Source organism: Paenibacillus sp. NPDC056933 (genome assembly GCF_042674385.1).
In the GTDB taxonomy this organism is placed as follows: domain Bacteria; phylum Bacillota; class Bacilli; order Paenibacillales; family Paenibacillaceae; genus Paenibacillus.
This window is the reverse complement of the sequence record NZ_JBHUQN010000003.1, coordinates 14,834-31,037: the sequence shown is the minus strand read 5'-3', so window position 1 is coordinate 31,037 and position 16,204 is coordinate 14,834. Positions and strand designations below refer to the sequence as shown.

The following is a 16,204-nucleotide window of genomic DNA, read 5'->3' as shown; positions in this document are numbered from 1 at the left end:
CTACATGGGTATGTTATCATAGCTGTCTGCAGTTTTGAAATAGAGGCCACGGATCTCAACAAACTCATTACGAATGATCTGCTTCACTCTCTCCAGGTCTTCTTTCGGAAATTGAATACATAGAGCACATCCCGCTGTGATCTCTTTGGGGGTGGGGAACAAATCAATCTCTATCTCGGCAAACTCCAACAACATCTCTGCCCGCAGTGCCTGCTGGGTAGAATCAAAAGCAATCAGCATCCAATCATCTATCCACTCGTCCATGTCCTGCTCCTTTCAATCCCTTTGAAAAAGCTTGTCCTTACGAAGTATAAAACGTTCTATCCTTCCATATACTGTTACTACCATTCCAAGGGAAAGGATAGATCCTATGAATCCCATCTCGCATTCCTTTTCATCTCAAGACATGACCAGTCTGAAAATCCCACATACAGATCCAGGCATTCACTCAGCCATCATTCATCGTTTAATGTTTCATCTCTATAAAGCCCATTCACTGCAAAATGTAGTCGTTGTCTGCATCGGTACAGACCGATCTACCGGAGACTGCCTCGGCCCCCTCGTTGGCTCGTCGCTTGCCAAGTGGGACAGCCCTCTATTCCATCTCTATGGCACACTGGATGAACCCGTACATGCGATGAACCTGCAGGACACCCTTCACAAAATCACAGCCACCCATCACAACCCTTATGTGATTGGCATTGATGCTTGTCTGGGACAGTCTTCGAGTGTAGGATGCATCCAGGTCGTGAATGGACCGCTCAAACCGGGAGCAGGTGTAAATAAAGAATTACCGCCGGTCGGCGATATCCATCTTACAGGTATCGTTAACGTCGGCGGCTTTATGGAATACTTTGTTTTGCAGAATACACGTCTCAGTCTTGTCATGCGTATGTCTGAGATTATATCCAGCAGTCTATACTCGGCCATTCGCGAATGGCATACACGCTCTACTCTGCTTGCTGTGCCAGAGTAATGGCTTCCTTCTCCTCAGGGGATAGTGTATACGTGGACTCTCCCCCCTTTAGAGGTTTGGCATATACATAGGAGCCGTCACGATTATAAATACCAGTAAGTACCATGCCGTCTTGGTTATCGTTCACCATGGCCATGGAGAAACTCAGGTCACTGCCAAGCTCTCCATAAGCGTTGTACCTTTTCACACCCACTTTACCCTGAATGCGGGTCAACTTCTGCATGACAGTCTTTAACTCATCCGTTTGCAGCTTATGTTCGTCCTCAATGCTGTCCATCTGAATTTTCAGATTGATCAACAGTGACTCCAGATCTTCCACTCCACTGCCAGCCATCATGGCTTCATATTTCCGTTTTAACTTTCGTAACTTTGCGCCTTGAGCGATACTTACGATGAGCAAGATCACCATAAGTAATGCCATGCCGCCAACAATCCATATCAGCTGTTCCAGAATCAGCTCATTTAATTCAGCCATGTAGTGCAACTACCCCTCTGTTGGTTTGTTCAGATTAACGTCTGTAGCATCAAGCCCGTTCCACTTCATCGATCATTGCATCCAGTATGCCATCACACGTTCAAATGATCTCTCAAGCATACCTATCATTCACCAGATAACCCTCGTAGTTAATCATCGTTTTACGCTCTTGAATCATGCTCTTTGAGCATTAGAAATTCAGGTTTTATTGGTGCTGCTTCATATGAGTTTTGATGCAGTTAATTCAATAACCGCTTCGATCAACGAGTCGACATCTCCTCTTGATGTACTGTACCCCACGCTCGCTCTGACAGCCCCACTTGCTGTTGTCCCTGCCGATTCATGGGCAAGAGGTGTACAATGGAAACCCGAACGCACAGCAATGCCATAATTCCGGTCTAATTGGAACGCCAGCTGAGCCGAATCATATCCCTCAACAGTAAAAGATAACAATCCGGTACGCGGCTGTCCAATTTCAGGACCAAGCATTCGAATCCCCTGTACCGATGATAACCCATTCATCATATGCTGAGTCAAATCCCACTCCTGTTTATAAATCGATTCAGGTGTCAGTTCAAGCACATGCTGGACTCCAGCTGTTAGCCCTGCTATACCTACAGTATTCGGCGTACCCGCCTCATATCGGTCAGGACGAACAAGCGGCTGCTCAATCGCCTCCGATTGGCTGCCTGTCCCTCCATGAAGTAACGGCTGCACATCCAACTCAGGGGCTATATACAGGCCCCCTGTTCCTTGTGGCCCCAATAGTCCCTTATGACCTGGAAAGGCGAGCATATCAATACCTAGTTGCTTCACATCTACCGGCATCACACCAGCACTTTGAGCAGCATCCACAAGTAAAGTCACCTGATGTTTTTGACACATTAGTGCAATCTCACCAATTGGCAGAATACTACCAAGCAGGTTCGAGCTATGTGTGCAGACAACCAATCTAGTATTGGATCGAAACAGGCGTGCGAATTGAACAAGATCGATCGCCCCAGCAGCATTAACAGGTACATAATCGATCTCTACATTTCGTATTCTGCGCATATACTCCAGTGGCCGCCTTACTGAATTATGTTCAGCCATGGTAGCAATGACATGATCGCCTTCTCTTAACCAACCTTGAATAGCCAGATTTAAAGCTTCTGTAGTATTAGCACCCAATGCAATGTCATTGGCATTACCAATACCAAAAAGAGTAGATATCGCTTTTCTGGCACCAAATAATACCCTACTCGCCTGTACAGCCATCCGATGACTGCCTCTGCCCGGATTGGCTCCTGCAATGTCCAGAGCTTTCATCATGGCTTCACCGACAGCAGGTGGTTTAGGCCAAGATGTCGCCGCATGATCCAGATAGATAACTCCCTCCACCTCATAACCACCTCTGTCCCTAATTGATTGTTCTTCTTCTTGGTAGGTACCTATAAACAAATAATGACATATCGTTTCTCCATGGTACAGAGGCGATATGTCATCACATGAAAAAGCCCCGCATGTTGTAAATGGATCATGGAATCATGACTATTATTGCAACAGTTCCAACAGTCGCTCCAGATCTTGTTTGCTGTAGTAGTTGAGCTCAATTTTCCCTTTATCCTTGTTATGCTTGATTTTCACCGTTGTTTTAAACCGTTCACGCAACGACTCTTCTAATGTATCAATAAATGGATCTTTTTTCTTCACCTTGGATTTGGCTTTGACCTCACCCGATTTGGAACGATCCAACTGTTGAACAGCTTCCTCAAGTTCACGAACACTCCATTGCTGATCGATGGTTTGTTGTGCTAGTTGTTTAACAAGGGCTTCATCTTTAACCCCGACAATAGCACGGGCATGTCCCATCGACAATGTTCCACGTGAAACATGATCCTTCACTTCTTCAGGCAATGATAATAATCGGAGGAAGTTAGCAATGTGAGAACGGGATTTGCCCACTTTTACAGAGAGCTCTTCTTGGGTTAACCCGAACTGGTCCATCAACCCCTGATAAGCAAATGCAACCTCCATCGCATTCAGATTTTCCCGTTGCAGGTTCTCGATCAAAGCAATCTCCATAACCTGCTGATCACTGAAATTACGAACTACGGCAGGCACGGTCGCGTTACCGCAATATTGGGAAGCTCTGAAACGCCGTTCGCCAGCGATAATCTCATAACCTCTTAGAACAGAACGTACAATAATGGGCTGTATAACACCATGTTGACGAATTGACTCGGCTAATTCATGTATTGCATCTTCATCAAACACTTTGCGAGGTTGGTAAGGGTTTGCCCGCAGCTGACTAATCGGGATTTCTACGACTTTATCATCGTCATTAATTGAAAGCGAAGGAATGAGGGCATCAAGGCCTTTTCCAAGCCGCTTACTCATAAGAAATCACTTCCTTTGCGAGCTCTAAATACACTTCTGCCCCTCGGGATCGAGGATCATACGTAATGATGGACTGTCCGTGAGACGGTGCTTCACTAAGCCGCACGTTGCGCGGAATAATCGTCTGGTACACCTTTTGTTGAAAATACTTCTTTACTTCTTCAATCACTTGAATGCCCAGATTCGTACGCGCGTCAAACATAGTCAGTAATACCCCTTCAATCTGCAGGGAAGTATTCAGATGTTTCTGCACCAGACGAACGGTGTTGAGCAATTGGCTCAAGCCCTCAAGCGCATAATATTCACACTGAATCGGAATGATCACCGAATCGGAAGCTGTCAACGAGTTGATCGTTAACATGCCAAGGGAGGGTGGGCAATCGATCAGTATGTAATCATAGTTTTTTTTCACCATGGCGAGTGATTTTTTCAGGCGCACTTCCCGTGATATCGTGGATACCAATTCAATCTCGGCTCCGGCAAGCTGAATCGTTGCAGGTATGATGTGAAGGCCTTCAATCTGAGTTTCCACAATCGCTTCCTGGGGGGGGACATCATTAATAATGACATCATATATACAATTGGCCACATCTGCCTTGTTGATTCCGACTCCGCTGGTTGTATTCCCCTGGGGATCAATATCGACAAGCAATACCCTTTTCCCGAGTGAAGCCAGTCCTGCACCCAAGTTAACAGATGTCGTCGTTTTCCCCACACCGCCCTTTTGATTTGCTACGGCCATAATCTTAGACAATTACTTCACCTCAAATAAAATAGGAGTCTTTTCTTGTAGGTTGTGAACTACAGTTAACAAAAAGCAGGTGGCTATCATCCACTCAAACATCAACTTCCGTTTTCTTCATGGTGCTCTTCTGCGCTGTTCAGAACATTCTCCACTTTATAGACAGAAAAAGCGGCCCATTGCCGCTGTAAGAGCTTCAACTATTTGCGTTTCGGGATATGAATAACGATCTCGTAATGGTCCTCATGATCTGCTTCCTTGGTCTTGATGTCCAGACCGGAGCCTGTTACCATATCAATGGATTGACGAATCGTATTAAGAGCAAGTCTAACGTCCTTGGTGAAAGAGACACGTCTGGATTTTTTGATCTTCGAGGCTTCCTTGTAAAAGGCAACCCTTGCTTCCGTTTGTTTAACATTTAACTCTTTATCAATAATTTCTCCGAGCAATTTCATTTGCAGCTCTTCCGTATCCAGCGAAAGCAATGCTCTGGCATGGCGCTCCGAAATTTTACGTTCCATCAATGCCGTCTTAATGCCGTCTGGAAGCTGCAACAATCGAATTTTGTTCGCAATGGTTGACTGACTTTTACCCAAACGCTGCGCAAGACTTTCCTGTGTAAGTTGGTGCAAATCAATCAATTTCTGATAAGCAACAGCCTCTTCAATGGAAGTCAGTCCCTCACGCTGCAGATTCTCAATCAATGCGATGGATGCTGCCTGAGAATCGTTGAATTCCCGTACAATGGCTGGAATGTGATCCAAACCAAGTTTTCGAACTGCACGCCAGCGACGTTCCCCGGCGATAATCTCATATGATCCATTTCGTACGCGGACGACTATAGGCTGAATAACTCCATGTGTCTTGATCGTCTGCAACAACTCATCAATTTTATCATCATCAAAAATAGTACGGGGTTGATATGGGCTGCTCACAATTTCATTGACCGGAATTTGTTTAATCTCATCTCCGTTATTGCGCTCCGCCAAACCAAACAACTTCGAAAATTGTTCTTTCATTCCGTATATTACCACCTAGTTTCGTAATAGCTCCCGCAGAGTTGCAGGTGCTTCTTATTCAATAAGCGACCCTTTCATATGCTGTCGTTGTTCGAATAAGTTGTGCCTTCCAAGACGCCTTGTGTAACCCACACAATAATACTCCAAAATCTATCTATACATATAATCTATGATCTCTGTAATCCAGAACCGGATACTTCTATTCTATCATCTTTTCTTCCATAATCCTATGTTTACCTATTCTTTAAACTCTTCTAATTTTCCTGCTTTTTCTTCATAAACATTAGCCATAAGACTACTCACACACAGTAAGATATGAATGACCTCTACACATAGCACTTGCTCATAGTAGCTGCCTTGTGTGCCTGCTGAATACAACTTGAATTTCGATTTTCCATTCCACCATGGGCAGAACAACCCTATGCTTTGCTGTCTCCCCTATATCTTTCTTTCTCCAAGAATAGCAATCCATACAACCGAGTATAGGTGTACCACAGAAATAATCTATCGCATGGTTCGTTTTTTCTTTAAAAATTAATTCTTGGCTTTCTTTTCTCAGTTCTATGTAATGAAGATGTAGAGGCTATCTATACAATGATGATAAAAAAAACACAAAAAGAGGATGTTTCACGTGAAACATCCTCTTTACTCTTATTCCATATTCTTCGCTAATAAAACGAACAATTATCATCTTACCTTTTAAACTATATACGATGTTGCATAGAAAACTCTGATCAAGTAAACCAGTCAACCTACAAGACTATATCAAAGGTGTTTTTAGTGGTGTTCCCGGTTTACGTGGATATTTATATGGAGTTCTGTCAAACTTCTGAATCAGAATGATATGGCGTTCCGATTCTTCAACCGGCAGCTGAAACGGATGTACTACTTTTACCCGTCCTTTCAGCTGATTAAAGCTAAATTCAGCTTCCTTCATTTCTTCGCGAGGGTCTCCGCCCTTCATTGCAGCGAATAATCCACCTTTCCGAACAAATGGCAGACAGAACTCGTTAAGAACCGCCAACTTGGCTACTGCACGCGCTGTAACCAGATCGTAGCTGTCACGGTACCCTTCCTTGCGCCCCAGTTCCTCTGCACGCCCGTGAATCAGTTCTACATCCGTTAAGCCGAGTGTGTTCACGACATGCTGCAGAAAGCCAATACGTTTATTCAGTGAATCAACGATGGTCAGCTTGATATGCGGGAAACAAATTTTAAGTGGCAGTCCAGGGAATCCTGCTCCTGAACCGATGTCTGCAAGCTTGGTTACCTTTGACATATCTGTATAAAACGCCAACGATACCGAATCATAGAAATGCTTTGTATATACTTGTTCACGTTCGGTAATCCCGGTTAGATTCATCTTTTCATTCCAGGTCACCAGCTCCTGAAAATACAATTCGAATTGTTCCAGCTGGCGTTCATCCAGCTCCAATCCATGTTTCTTCAGACGCCGTTGTAGCTGCTGTTGAATATCGTCCATTATTGTCCCCTTGCTGCGGTTACACGGTTATAATGCTCCAGGTAAACCAGCAGAATGGAGATATCCGCAGGAGTGACTCCGGCAATACGGGACGCCTGTCCGATCGAGATTGGACGAATCTTAGCGAGCTTCTGCTTTGCCTCCATAGCAAGGCCATGAATTTCGTCATATACAATCGTATCCGGAATTTTCTTTTTCTCCATTTTTAGCAAACGTTCCACGTGGATCAATTGTTTCTCAATATAACCCGCATATTTAATTTGAATTTCCACTTGCTCTTTCATATCTGGACTCAGTTCCACTTCAGAAGGTGAGATCTGTTCAATCCAGTCATATCCGATTTCTGGACGACGCATCAATGTAAGAAGTGTACTGCCATCCTGAATCGGTGTAGAGCCAATCTCTTCCAGCTTCGAATTCACCTCGACAGGGCGAACTTTCGCCACTTTCAGTCGAGCTACTTCCTGCTCAACTTTTGCCTTTTTATCCAGGAATTTGGCGTAACGTTCTTCAGTGATCAATCCAATATCATGACCGATTTCTGTCAAACGCATATCTGCATTATCATGACGAAGCAACAAACGGTATTCTGCACGGGAAGTCAGCAGACGGTAAGGTTCATTCGTACCTTTGGTTACAAGATCATCAATCAGCACACCAATGTAACCTTGGGAGCGGTCAAGAACGATTGGATCTTTCCCCTGTACTTTACGCGCTGCGTTGATGCCGGCCATCACGCCTTGTCCTGCCGCTTCCTCGTACCCGGAAGTACCGTTAATCTGCCCTGCTGTAAACAGACCTGGCAGACGTTTCGTTTCCAGTGAAGGCCACAGCTGTGTAGGTACCATCGCATCATATTCAATAGCGTATCCGTTACGCATCATTTCTACTTTTTCCATACCCGGGATTGAACGCAGAACCGCCAATTGAACATCCTCTGGCAGACTGGTCGACAGCCCCTGTACATAGTACTCCGATGTGTTTTTGCCTTCTGGCTCCAGGAAAATCTGATGCTTCGGCTTGTCGCTGAAACGCACAATTTTATCCTCGATCGATGGGCAATAACGCGGTCCAGTACCTTCAATCACCCCTGAGAACATGGGTGCACGGTGAAGATTATCGTTAATAATCTGGTGTGTTTCCACAGACGTATACGTCAACCAACAAGGCAGCTGCTCATTATCAGAAGATTCTGTTTCATAAGAAAAGAACTTCGGCTCGTCATCACCCGGCTGAATTTCCGTTTTGCTAAAATCAATCGTATCCTTATGCACACGCGGTGGTGTACCTGTTTTGAATCGAACCAGTTCGAAGCCAAGCTCCCGCAGATGCTCCGACAGTTTAAGCGAAGGCTGTTGATTATTTGGGCCACTTTCGTACATCAATTCGCCCATAATAACTTTACCGCGCAGGTACGTACCTGTTGTCAAAACTATGGCTTTGGCACGGTACTCTGTGCCTGTCTGCGTAACCACACCCACACAATGTCCATCCTCAACGATCAAGCGATCAACCATCCCTTGACGCATCGTCAGGTTGCGTTCATTCTCCATCGTTTCTTTCATCGTATGTTGGTAAGAGAATTTATCCGCCTGAGCACGAAGTGCATGAACCGCAGGTCCTTTACCTGTGTTAAGCATCCGCATCTGAATAAAGGTCTTATCGATATTCCGTCCCATCTCTCCACCAAGTGCATCAATCTCACGTACCACATGTCCTTTTGCCGGTCCGCCAATAGATGGGTTACAAGGCATGAAAGCCACCATATCCAGATTGATCGTAATCATTAGTGTTTTGGACCCCATACGGGCTGCAGCCAGTGCCGATTCCACACCAGCATGTCCTGCACCAACGACGATTACATCATAATTTCCGCCATTAAAAGCCATCCCTACTTACCTCCCTTTTGCCGCTGCACTTGTTAATACACGTACGCGAACTATGTTGTTTAAAACGCGAACACGCTCCACATACACGCGTATCCGATATATATTAAGCCATCAAGTCTATATTCACTTCAGACATTTTCGCGGATTCTTTGACCACCCACAGATGGACTTTATTATCATACTACTTTTCAGAGCGGGTATGTTTGTCCGGTGTTATTTTCCGAGGCAGAATTGAGAGAAAATCTGATCGATCAACGCATCATGTGCCGTATCACCTACGATTTCACCCAACTGCTCCCATGCCAGACGGACATCAATCTGGATCATATCAATGGGAATCAGCTGTTCGGCAGCTTCATAGGCATCAATGAGCGACTGTTTCGCTTTTTTGAGCAAAGCGATGTGACGCACATTGCTGACATACGTCAGATCGGCTGACTCCAGCTTGCCACTGAAGAACAACGTTGAGATGGCATCTTCCAATCGGTCTACGCCCAGATCATCTTTTACCGACATCGGAACAAGCCGTTCTTCCGGAATATAACGAAGCAGGACTTCACGGTCTGCCTGCGGCGCTAAGTCCATTTTATTCATTATAATAATGGATTGTCTACCGCGTATTTGTTCCAATAATTCAATTTCATCCTCATGTACCGGCTCCGCAGCATTAATGACCATCAATATCAGATCCGCCTCATTCACAGCAGAACGCGAACGTTCCACCCCGATCTTCTCCACGACATCCATCGTTTCCCGGATACCTGCTGTATCGAGCAGCTTGAGCGGTATATTGTTAATTGTAACAAATTCCTCAATAACATCACGTGTTGTACCTGGAATGTCCGTTACAATTGCGCGATTATCCTGGGCCAACGTATTGAGCAATGAGGATTTGCCTACGTTAGGTCGTCCAACGATCGCCGTTGTAATCCCTTCCCTCAGTATCTTTCCTTGTTCTGCTGTAACCAGCAATTTATCGATTTCAATCATGACCTGACTGGACTTTTCTTTAATAAAATCGGATGTCAACGACTCCACATCATGCTCCGGATAGTCGATATTTACTTCAATATGAGCAAGCGTCTCGACCAATGTGTATCTGAGATCACGCAGTTTGGATGACAATTTGCCTTCTACTTGCTTGAGCGCAACCGAGAATGCCCGATCGGACTTGGAACGAATGAGATCCATGACCCCTTCCGCCTGGGACAGATCAATCCGTCCATTAAGAAATGCACGCTTCGTGAACTCGCCGGGCTCAGCGAGACGAATATCCAGCTGCAACAGCAGATCCATGACACGTTTAACAGACACCACACCGCCATGAGCGCTAATCTCCACGACATCCTCTGTTGTGAAGGAACGTGGCGCCCGCATCACCGTCACCAAGACTTCCTCAATCTTCTCGCCAGTCCCCGGATCTATAATATGACCGTAATGGACCGTGTGGGATGCTGCATGTGTTAGTGGGGTTTTGCTGCGAAAAATCTTCTCCGTCTCCGACACCGCATCCGGGCCGCTCACCCGGATTACTGCGATTCCCGCCTCTCCGACAGCCGTTGATATCGCTGTGATCGTATCACTGATCATGGTTATCTCTCCCCTTGCTCTATTTTAAAATTGCGCCCCGCAGGACGCTATATTGATTTCAAATGGGTCAAGGCACATGCCTCTAAAGCCACTATTTAAATGTTCATAAAATGCTTCTGTACGAAAAAAGCAATGGCTTCTGCACCGGGCAGGAAGCCATTGCGTCTTCAATTCGTGTTATTTCGTCGTAATGACCACGCGCCGATTAGGCTCCTCGCCTTTGCTGTAGGTCTTAATCTGCGGGTTATTTTGTAACTTAGCATGAATGACTTTTCGCTCGAGCGGAGGCATAGGCTCCAGTACAACTTCTTTACCGGTGCGAATGGCTTGTCCAGCTAAGCGTTCAGCCAGATCCTCCAGCGTCTTGCGTCGACGTTGGCGGAAATTTTCTGCATCCAGTACGATTCGAACGAAGCTTTCCGAATATCGGTTCGCCACAATGTTCGTTAAATATTGAAGTGCATCCAGCGTCTGTCCGCGTCTCCCAATAATCATGCCCAAGTCTTCCCCGGCAATATTAAAGATATGTCCGTCACGCTGTTTTTTGATATGCACCTCAACATCCAGTCCCATACCTGCTGCCACTTCTTTTAAGAAAGCAGCCGCTTCCTCATAGGGATTTTTAGCTGCCACACCCTCAAGTGTCGTTTCAACCTGAGGTATATGTGCGGCTGGTTTGATCGGCTGTGAAACAGGTTCAGGCACAGGTAGAAGTTTCAGTTCAACTTTAGCGGCCTTTACCCCGAACAAACCCAGGAATCCTTTTGACGGCTGCTCTAACACTTGTATCTCGACCTTGTCCCGGCTTACGCCAAGCTCAGCCAATCCTTGGTTTACAGCATCTTCAACGGTTTTTCCTGACGCAATGACTTTGGTCATTTCGATTTTTTGGCCCCTTTCGACCCTTTTCCAGAGACAGTTGCCTTGCCACCGTTTTTGCGTTTAGCTCCATTTCCATTTTTGGAAGAGCTGTTCTGCTTCACGTTGACCTCAGCCACGATTTTATCATTATTCCGGTAAAGGAAATAGTTTTGCACGATCGTGTAGATGTTACTGTAGAACCAGTACAGCGGCAATGCAGCCGGGAACTGATAAGACATAACAAAGATCAATATCGGATACACCCACAGCATAAACTGCATCGGTCCGACCTGCTGTGCAGGATTCATACGCATCATCATCCACGTTTGCACAAATGTTGTGATAGCTGCCAGCACTGGCAAAATAAACAGGTGATCGGGTGATCCGAGTTGTAGCCACAAGAAATCATGTGTTCTCAGACTGGAGTTTCCGTAAATTGAGTTATAAAGTGCGATGTAAATCGGCATCTGAATGATAAGTGGCAGACAACCGGCCATCGGATTAACTTTGTTCTCCTGAAACAACTTCATTGTTTCTTGCTGAACTTTCTCAGGTGTATCTTTATACTTGGCTTGAATTTCTTTCAACTGCGGCTGAATAGCTTGCATCGCCTTGGAACTGCGAACCTGCTTCATTGTCAGCGGCAAGATTAACGTCCGTACAATTAACACCATCACAAGGACGGCCAGTCCATATTCACCGTTAAACCAGTTGGCAAATGTATCGAGCGCCAGTGAGAACCAATAAATAACATTGGCTTGCCAAAAAGAATCACTATTCTTCAGATCTTCCGTAGTAACCCCGGCTCCTTGTGGAGTACACCCGGCGAGTACAGTGACCATTGCAATGACTGCAATGAGGAGAATCCACTTCCCCTTTGATGTCTTCAATCGCGACACTTCATAACCCCTCTCTTAACCATTCCATTCCACCGTAAATCATACCATAATTAGGAGGACAAATAAACCGAAGCTTACCGCTTGCCCGACTTCAAAAGAGAGCCCTTGCGCATCGCATGCAGCAGGCTTTTTTCCATCTCCTTATAGGACATGTCCAATGCACCTTTTCTGACGATAAAGATCAGATCCATCTGCGTGACAATCTCTTTCTCATGATGGCGTACAATTTCCTTTATCATGCGTCTCATTCGGTTGCGAACGACAGCGTTCCCGATTTTCTTGCTACAGGATACACCGACTCGGAATTGTTCTGTATCTTTACGACGACAGCCATACACCACAAATTGATGATTGGCAAACGATTTCCCATACCGGTATACGCGACTAAAGTCGGCCCGGTTCCGTAAACGCAGTCTTTTATACACGGCGCTTCTCCTTGCTGTTCTCCACCATCATTATTGACGGAGGCCTCATTACTGATTTAGTATAGGCTTTCTTGAATAACGATAAACCGTCTTGGCGGCAACTTCATTCAGGATGATTGCTGACCGGCTATTTGAACCAGGCAAGCATTCATCCGGGATGATTGCTGATCGGCTAACTTGAACCGGGCAAGCGATCATCCTTATATAAGGAACGTTTTCGAAAAAACGGACAACTCATTCATCGAGCATAGATGTATACGCAGGCTTTTGCGCAGCCAATTCAGACCTGACCTATACGAGCATCCAGTCTGAAATGACCTATTTAAGAAAAAAAAGACCACCTCGGTGGTCTTCACATGCATTTAAGCACTCAGGACTTTACGGCCTTTAAGGCGACGTGCAGCCAGAACTTTACGTCCGTTGCTCGTGCTCATTCTTTTCCGGAAACCATGAACTTTTTTACGTTTGCTAACGTTCGGTTTGAATGTAGGTCTCAATGTATTGCACCTCCTTACAAGGAAATACTTATGTGATGAATCATTTTCATCTTCACAGAAAACACCTTTATATATTTAACCATGAACACCTGGAAAAGTCAACTGTGAGCCTCTTGACTCCCTCCTCCTTTTATTGCCTGTTCCAACCTCCCTTAGAACTTCACCCTGCCTATCTCTGTTTATAACCTTTCAGAATCGTATTTAGAAATCTCTAAAGTTATCCCCAATACCTGATTGGATTCATCAAAAGGTCCTTTTTATGTTTATCCACACCCTCTGAAACCCTCCATATACCATATTTGACTCTCATATAAAGTTATTCACATGTGGATAAGGATTTTTATTCGATATTTAAGCAATATGGCTCTACAGCCTAATGAATTTAAAATTTAATGTATCCGCTTTACTCTTATGGTTTACAAGTTTTCTAGAAAGGTGTAGGATAAAAATCACATCTTGTATACAAGTATACTTAAGGGGAGATATCTCACCTTGTAGCTCCTTGAAAAATCCATTTATATTTTTATACAATGTAAGACATTAAACATGCATGGTGCATTCTGGCGTTTTGATCGTTCTCCGGATTGGGACAAAATGCTTAACCCGTAAAATAGTTGTGATATGATCAGTATTGAACTGATTACTTACAATAGGAGCGTTAGCCAATATGCTATTTCCTTCTTCCTGGCTTCAGGGAGCTTCCCGCGGGGAAGCGATCGCCTGCGAATTAAGGCTGCGGATCATCAGCGGAACCCTTCATCCTGGAGAGATTTTGTCAGAAAATCGGATTGCCGCTGATTTTGACAGCAGTCGATCACCTGTACGTGAAGCGTTAAGAACCTTGTCGAATGAAGGGCTTATTCGGCTGGAACGCATGGGTGTAGTTGTTCTGGGATTGAAAATTAAGGATGTCGAAGAATTGTATGATGTCCGTTTCCTGATTGAGAGTTTTGTACAACAGCGACTCGCAAGTGATGTTCCAGAACCATTAATCACACATCTTCGCAACGTGTTGGACAAGATGGAACTCGCCGGGCGTCATCAGGATGCAGTTGAATTCGCTTACCAGGACCTGACTTTTCACGAGAGTATTATCGAAGCTGCCCAGCATGCTCGTATTTTACATCTATGGAAAAGCATCCGTTATGTCGTTATGACCGTCATGCTGCTGACGACCCGCAGGGTATTTGTTCAAGGTGAACAGAAGGTAAGCGCTGTAATTAACAAACATCGTTTGCTGATTGAGGCGCTTGAATCGGGTGACAAAGCACGGATTCAGGCTGGAGTCCACACCTATTTTAAGGATTCCGGCAAGACGTTGAATGAAAGCTTTGATTCCTAACAAAGCTATGATGAATTTCCATTCACCTATGGGTTGTTCATCTATAGTGTTGGGGGCTGCGCAATCATATCCATTGTGAATGATTGCGCCATAACTTGTCGACAAGTATACAAAATGCGATTTTGTTTTAATTTTTGGGTATATTAAGGGTGAATCAAGCTCACCTGAACTGCATGGTTCATAAAATTTCCGTTTCACTGACCGATGTTTATCTCACTTGTAAGCGTTATATATCAGATAAAAGGAGCATACCTCATGAGCACTCTTTTTGGACTATCCCACAATGCAACATTGTTGATCTGGACATTGATTGCGATTGTATTTCTGATCGTATTGATTTCCAAATACAAATGGAATCCCTTCATTACTCTTTTGATATCTGCATTAATGCTTGGTTTACTTGCAGGCATGAAGCCTGCCGACGTCATTACATCAATTACGGGAGGACTTGGCGGCACACTCGGAACAATCGCCATCGTTATCGGTCTGGGCACCATGCTCGGTAAGATGATGGCTGAGTCCGGCGGTGCTGAACGGATTGCCACTACGCTTGTGGATCGTTTCGGTATAAAACGTGTGCACTGGGCAATGATGATCGTTGGATTTATCGTCGGTATTCCCGTTTTCTTCGAAGTCGGCGTCATTCTGCTAATTCCGATCATTTTCACCGTTGCACGTAAAACCAATATGTCACTGCTACAAATCGGTATTCCGATTTTGGCAGGTCTCTCCACAGTACATGGTCTGGTTCCGCCTCATCCGGCTCCCATGATTGCCATCGAAGCATTCAGCGCCGATTTGGGTAAAACGATCCTGTACTCCCTTATTGTAGGTATCCCAACAGCCATTATCGCAGGACCCCTGTTCGGTAAATTTATCGGTAAAAGAATACATACCGAGCCGCCAGCGGAGCTGGCTGAACAATTTGCTGCGAAAAAAAGTAACAGCTTGCCCGGTTTCGGAATCACCCTGTTTACAATCTTGCTGCCGGTCATTCTGATGCTCATTGGTTCCATCGCCAATATTGTGGACCCGGATGCTACAAGCGGATTTACGGTCTTCTGTGAATTTATCGGCCATGAAATTATAGCTTTGCTGATCTCCGTTGTGTTTGCCCTCTTTTCACTCGGATTCTCACGCGGCTTCGACAAACATGAAATCTCCCGTTTCACCAGTGAATGTCTGGCGCCTACGGCGACGATCATCCTCATTATTGGTGGTGGTGGTGCATTCAAGCAGGTCCTGATCAATAGTGGTGTAGGAAATGCCATTGCAGAAGTGGCCACACATGCGAATATTAACGTCATTCTATTCGCCTGGCTTGTCGCCGCACTCATTCGGGTAGCCACCGGTTCAGCAACCGTTGCGATGACGACAGCAGCTGGTATTGTTGCTCCAGTTCTTGCGCTCACACCAGGGGCCAATATTGAGCTGGTTGTACTCGCTACCGGTGCAGGCTCCCTTGTTCTGTCCCATGTGAATGACGCTGGCTTCTGGATGATCAAGGAGTTCTTTAATATGAGCGTGTCCCAGACACTCAAGACGTGGACCGTTATGGAAACACTATTGTCTGTCGTTGGACTGATCTTTATTTTGCTGCTAAGTACAGTCGTTTAACTTCACTTGA

General features: G+C 45.2%; 16 protein-coding genes. 3 read left to right on the top strand and 13 right to left on the bottom strand.

Going from position 1 to position 16,204, the window contains the following annotated elements; genetic code table 11:
• The gene (locus ACFTRD_RS20400) at positions 1 to 264 is read right to left on the bottom strand and encodes a putative Se/S carrier protein (protein ID WP_029880815.1); all 264 of its coding nucleotides are present in this window, start codon (positions 262 to 264) and stop codon (positions 1 to 3) included.
• 106 nt (positions 265 to 370) lie between these two features.
• On the opposite strand from ACFTRD_RS20400, the gene yyaC reads away from it, so the two are divergent.
• The gene (yyaC, locus tag ACFTRD_RS20395) at positions 371 to 976 is read left to right on the top strand and encodes a spore protease YyaC (protein ID WP_379383194.1); all 606 of its coding nucleotides are present in this window, start codon (positions 371 to 373) and stop codon (positions 974 to 976) included.
• Here the strand turns inward: yyaC and ACFTRD_RS20390 are convergent.
• The 12 genes from ACFTRD_RS20390 to rpmH form a co-directional block, all read right to left on the bottom strand.
• Positions 951 to 1,451, bottom strand: coding sequence for a DUF4446 family protein (locus ACFTRD_RS20390; protein ID WP_379383192.1), 501 nt, complete (start codon positions 1,449 to 1,451; stop codon positions 951 to 953). The genes yyaC and ACFTRD_RS20390 overlap by 26 nt on opposite strands.
• Positions 1,452 to 1,670: 219 nt before the next feature.
• On the bottom strand, positions 1,671 to 2,831 hold the full coding sequence (locus ACFTRD_RS20385) for an aminotransferase class V-fold PLP-dependent enzyme (RefSeq protein ID WP_379383190.1): 1,161 nt from the start codon (positions 2,829 to 2,831) through the stop codon (positions 1,671 to 1,673).
• A 153-nt stretch (positions 2,832 to 2,984) separates the two neighbouring features.
• A complete protein-coding gene (locus ACFTRD_RS20380) occupies positions 2,985 to 3,830 on the bottom strand; it encodes a ParB/RepB/Spo0J family partition protein (protein ID WP_379383188.1) in 846 nt (281 codons plus the stop codon).
• The gene (locus ACFTRD_RS20375; RefSeq protein WP_379383186.1) at positions 3,823 to 4,584 is read right to left on the bottom strand and encodes a ParA family protein; all 762 of its coding nucleotides are present in this window, start codon (positions 4,582 to 4,584) and stop codon (positions 3,823 to 3,825) included. The genes ACFTRD_RS20380 and ACFTRD_RS20375 overlap by 8 nt, the downstream gene beginning before the upstream one ends.
• A 188-nt stretch (positions 4,585 to 4,772) precedes the next feature.
• Positions 4,773 to 5,591, bottom strand: coding sequence for a nucleoid occlusion protein (gene noc, locus ACFTRD_RS20370; protein WP_379383184.1), 819 nt, complete (start codon positions 5,589 to 5,591; stop codon positions 4,773 to 4,775).
• A 760-nt stretch (positions 5,592 to 6,351) separates the two neighbouring features.
• On the bottom strand, positions 6,352 to 7,074 hold the full coding sequence (gene rsmG / locus ACFTRD_RS20365; RefSeq protein WP_379383183.1) for a 16S rRNA (guanine(527)-N(7))-methyltransferase RsmG: 723 nt from the start codon (positions 7,072 to 7,074) through the stop codon (positions 6,352 to 6,354).
• A complete protein-coding gene (mnmG, locus tag ACFTRD_RS20360) occupies positions 7,074 to 8,963 on the bottom strand; it encodes a tRNA uridine-5-carboxymethylaminomethyl(34) synthesis enzyme MnmG (protein WP_379383182.1) in 1,890 nt (629 codons plus the stop codon). The genes rsmG and mnmG overlap by 1 nt, the downstream gene beginning before the upstream one ends.
• Positions 8,964 to 9,176: 213 nt before the next feature.
• The gene (gene mnmE / locus ACFTRD_RS20355; RefSeq protein WP_379383180.1) at positions 9,177 to 10,553 is read right to left on the bottom strand and encodes a tRNA uridine-5-carboxymethylaminomethyl(34) synthesis GTPase MnmE; all 1,377 of its coding nucleotides are present in this window, start codon (positions 10,551 to 10,553) and stop codon (positions 9,177 to 9,179) included.
• Between the two features lie 177 nt (positions 10,554 to 10,730).
• A complete protein-coding gene (jag, locus tag ACFTRD_RS20350) occupies positions 10,731 to 11,432 on the bottom strand; it encodes an RNA-binding cell elongation regulator Jag/EloR (protein WP_379383178.1) in 702 nt (233 codons plus the stop codon).
• Positions 11,429 to 12,313 (bottom strand): YidC/Oxa1 family membrane protein insertase, encoded by an 885-nt coding sequence (locus ACFTRD_RS20345; protein ID WP_379383174.1) that lies wholly within the window; start codon positions 12,311 to 12,313, stop codon positions 11,429 to 11,431. The genes jag and ACFTRD_RS20345 overlap by 4 nt, the downstream gene beginning before the upstream one ends.
• Before the next feature lie 74 nt (positions 12,314 to 12,387).
• On the bottom strand, positions 12,388 to 12,738 hold the full coding sequence (gene rnpA / locus ACFTRD_RS20340) for a ribonuclease P protein component (protein WP_053781949.1): 351 nt from the start codon (positions 12,736 to 12,738) through the stop codon (positions 12,388 to 12,390).
• Between the two features lie 362 nt (positions 12,739 to 13,100).
• Positions 13,101 to 13,235, bottom strand: a complete 135-nt coding sequence (gene rpmH, locus ACFTRD_RS20335; RefSeq protein WP_024629517.1) for a 50S ribosomal protein L34 — start codon at positions 13,233 to 13,235, stop codon at positions 13,101 to 13,103.
• Positions 13,236 to 13,902: 667 nt separating this feature from the next.
• On the opposite strand from rpmH, the gene ACFTRD_RS20330 reads away from it, so the two are divergent.
• Both ACFTRD_RS20330 and ACFTRD_RS20325 read left to right on the top strand, forming a co-directional pair.
• On the top strand, positions 13,903 to 14,577 hold the full coding sequence (locus ACFTRD_RS20330; protein WP_379383171.1) for a GntR family transcriptional regulator: 675 nt from the start codon (positions 13,903 to 13,905) through the stop codon (positions 14,575 to 14,577).
• 255 nt (positions 14,578 to 14,832) lie between these two features.
• Positions 14,833 to 16,194, top strand: a complete 1,362-nt coding sequence (locus ACFTRD_RS20325; protein WP_379383169.1) for a GntP family permease — start codon at positions 14,833 to 14,835, stop codon at positions 16,192 to 16,194.
• Positions 16,195 to 16,204: the final 10 nt, after the last annotated feature.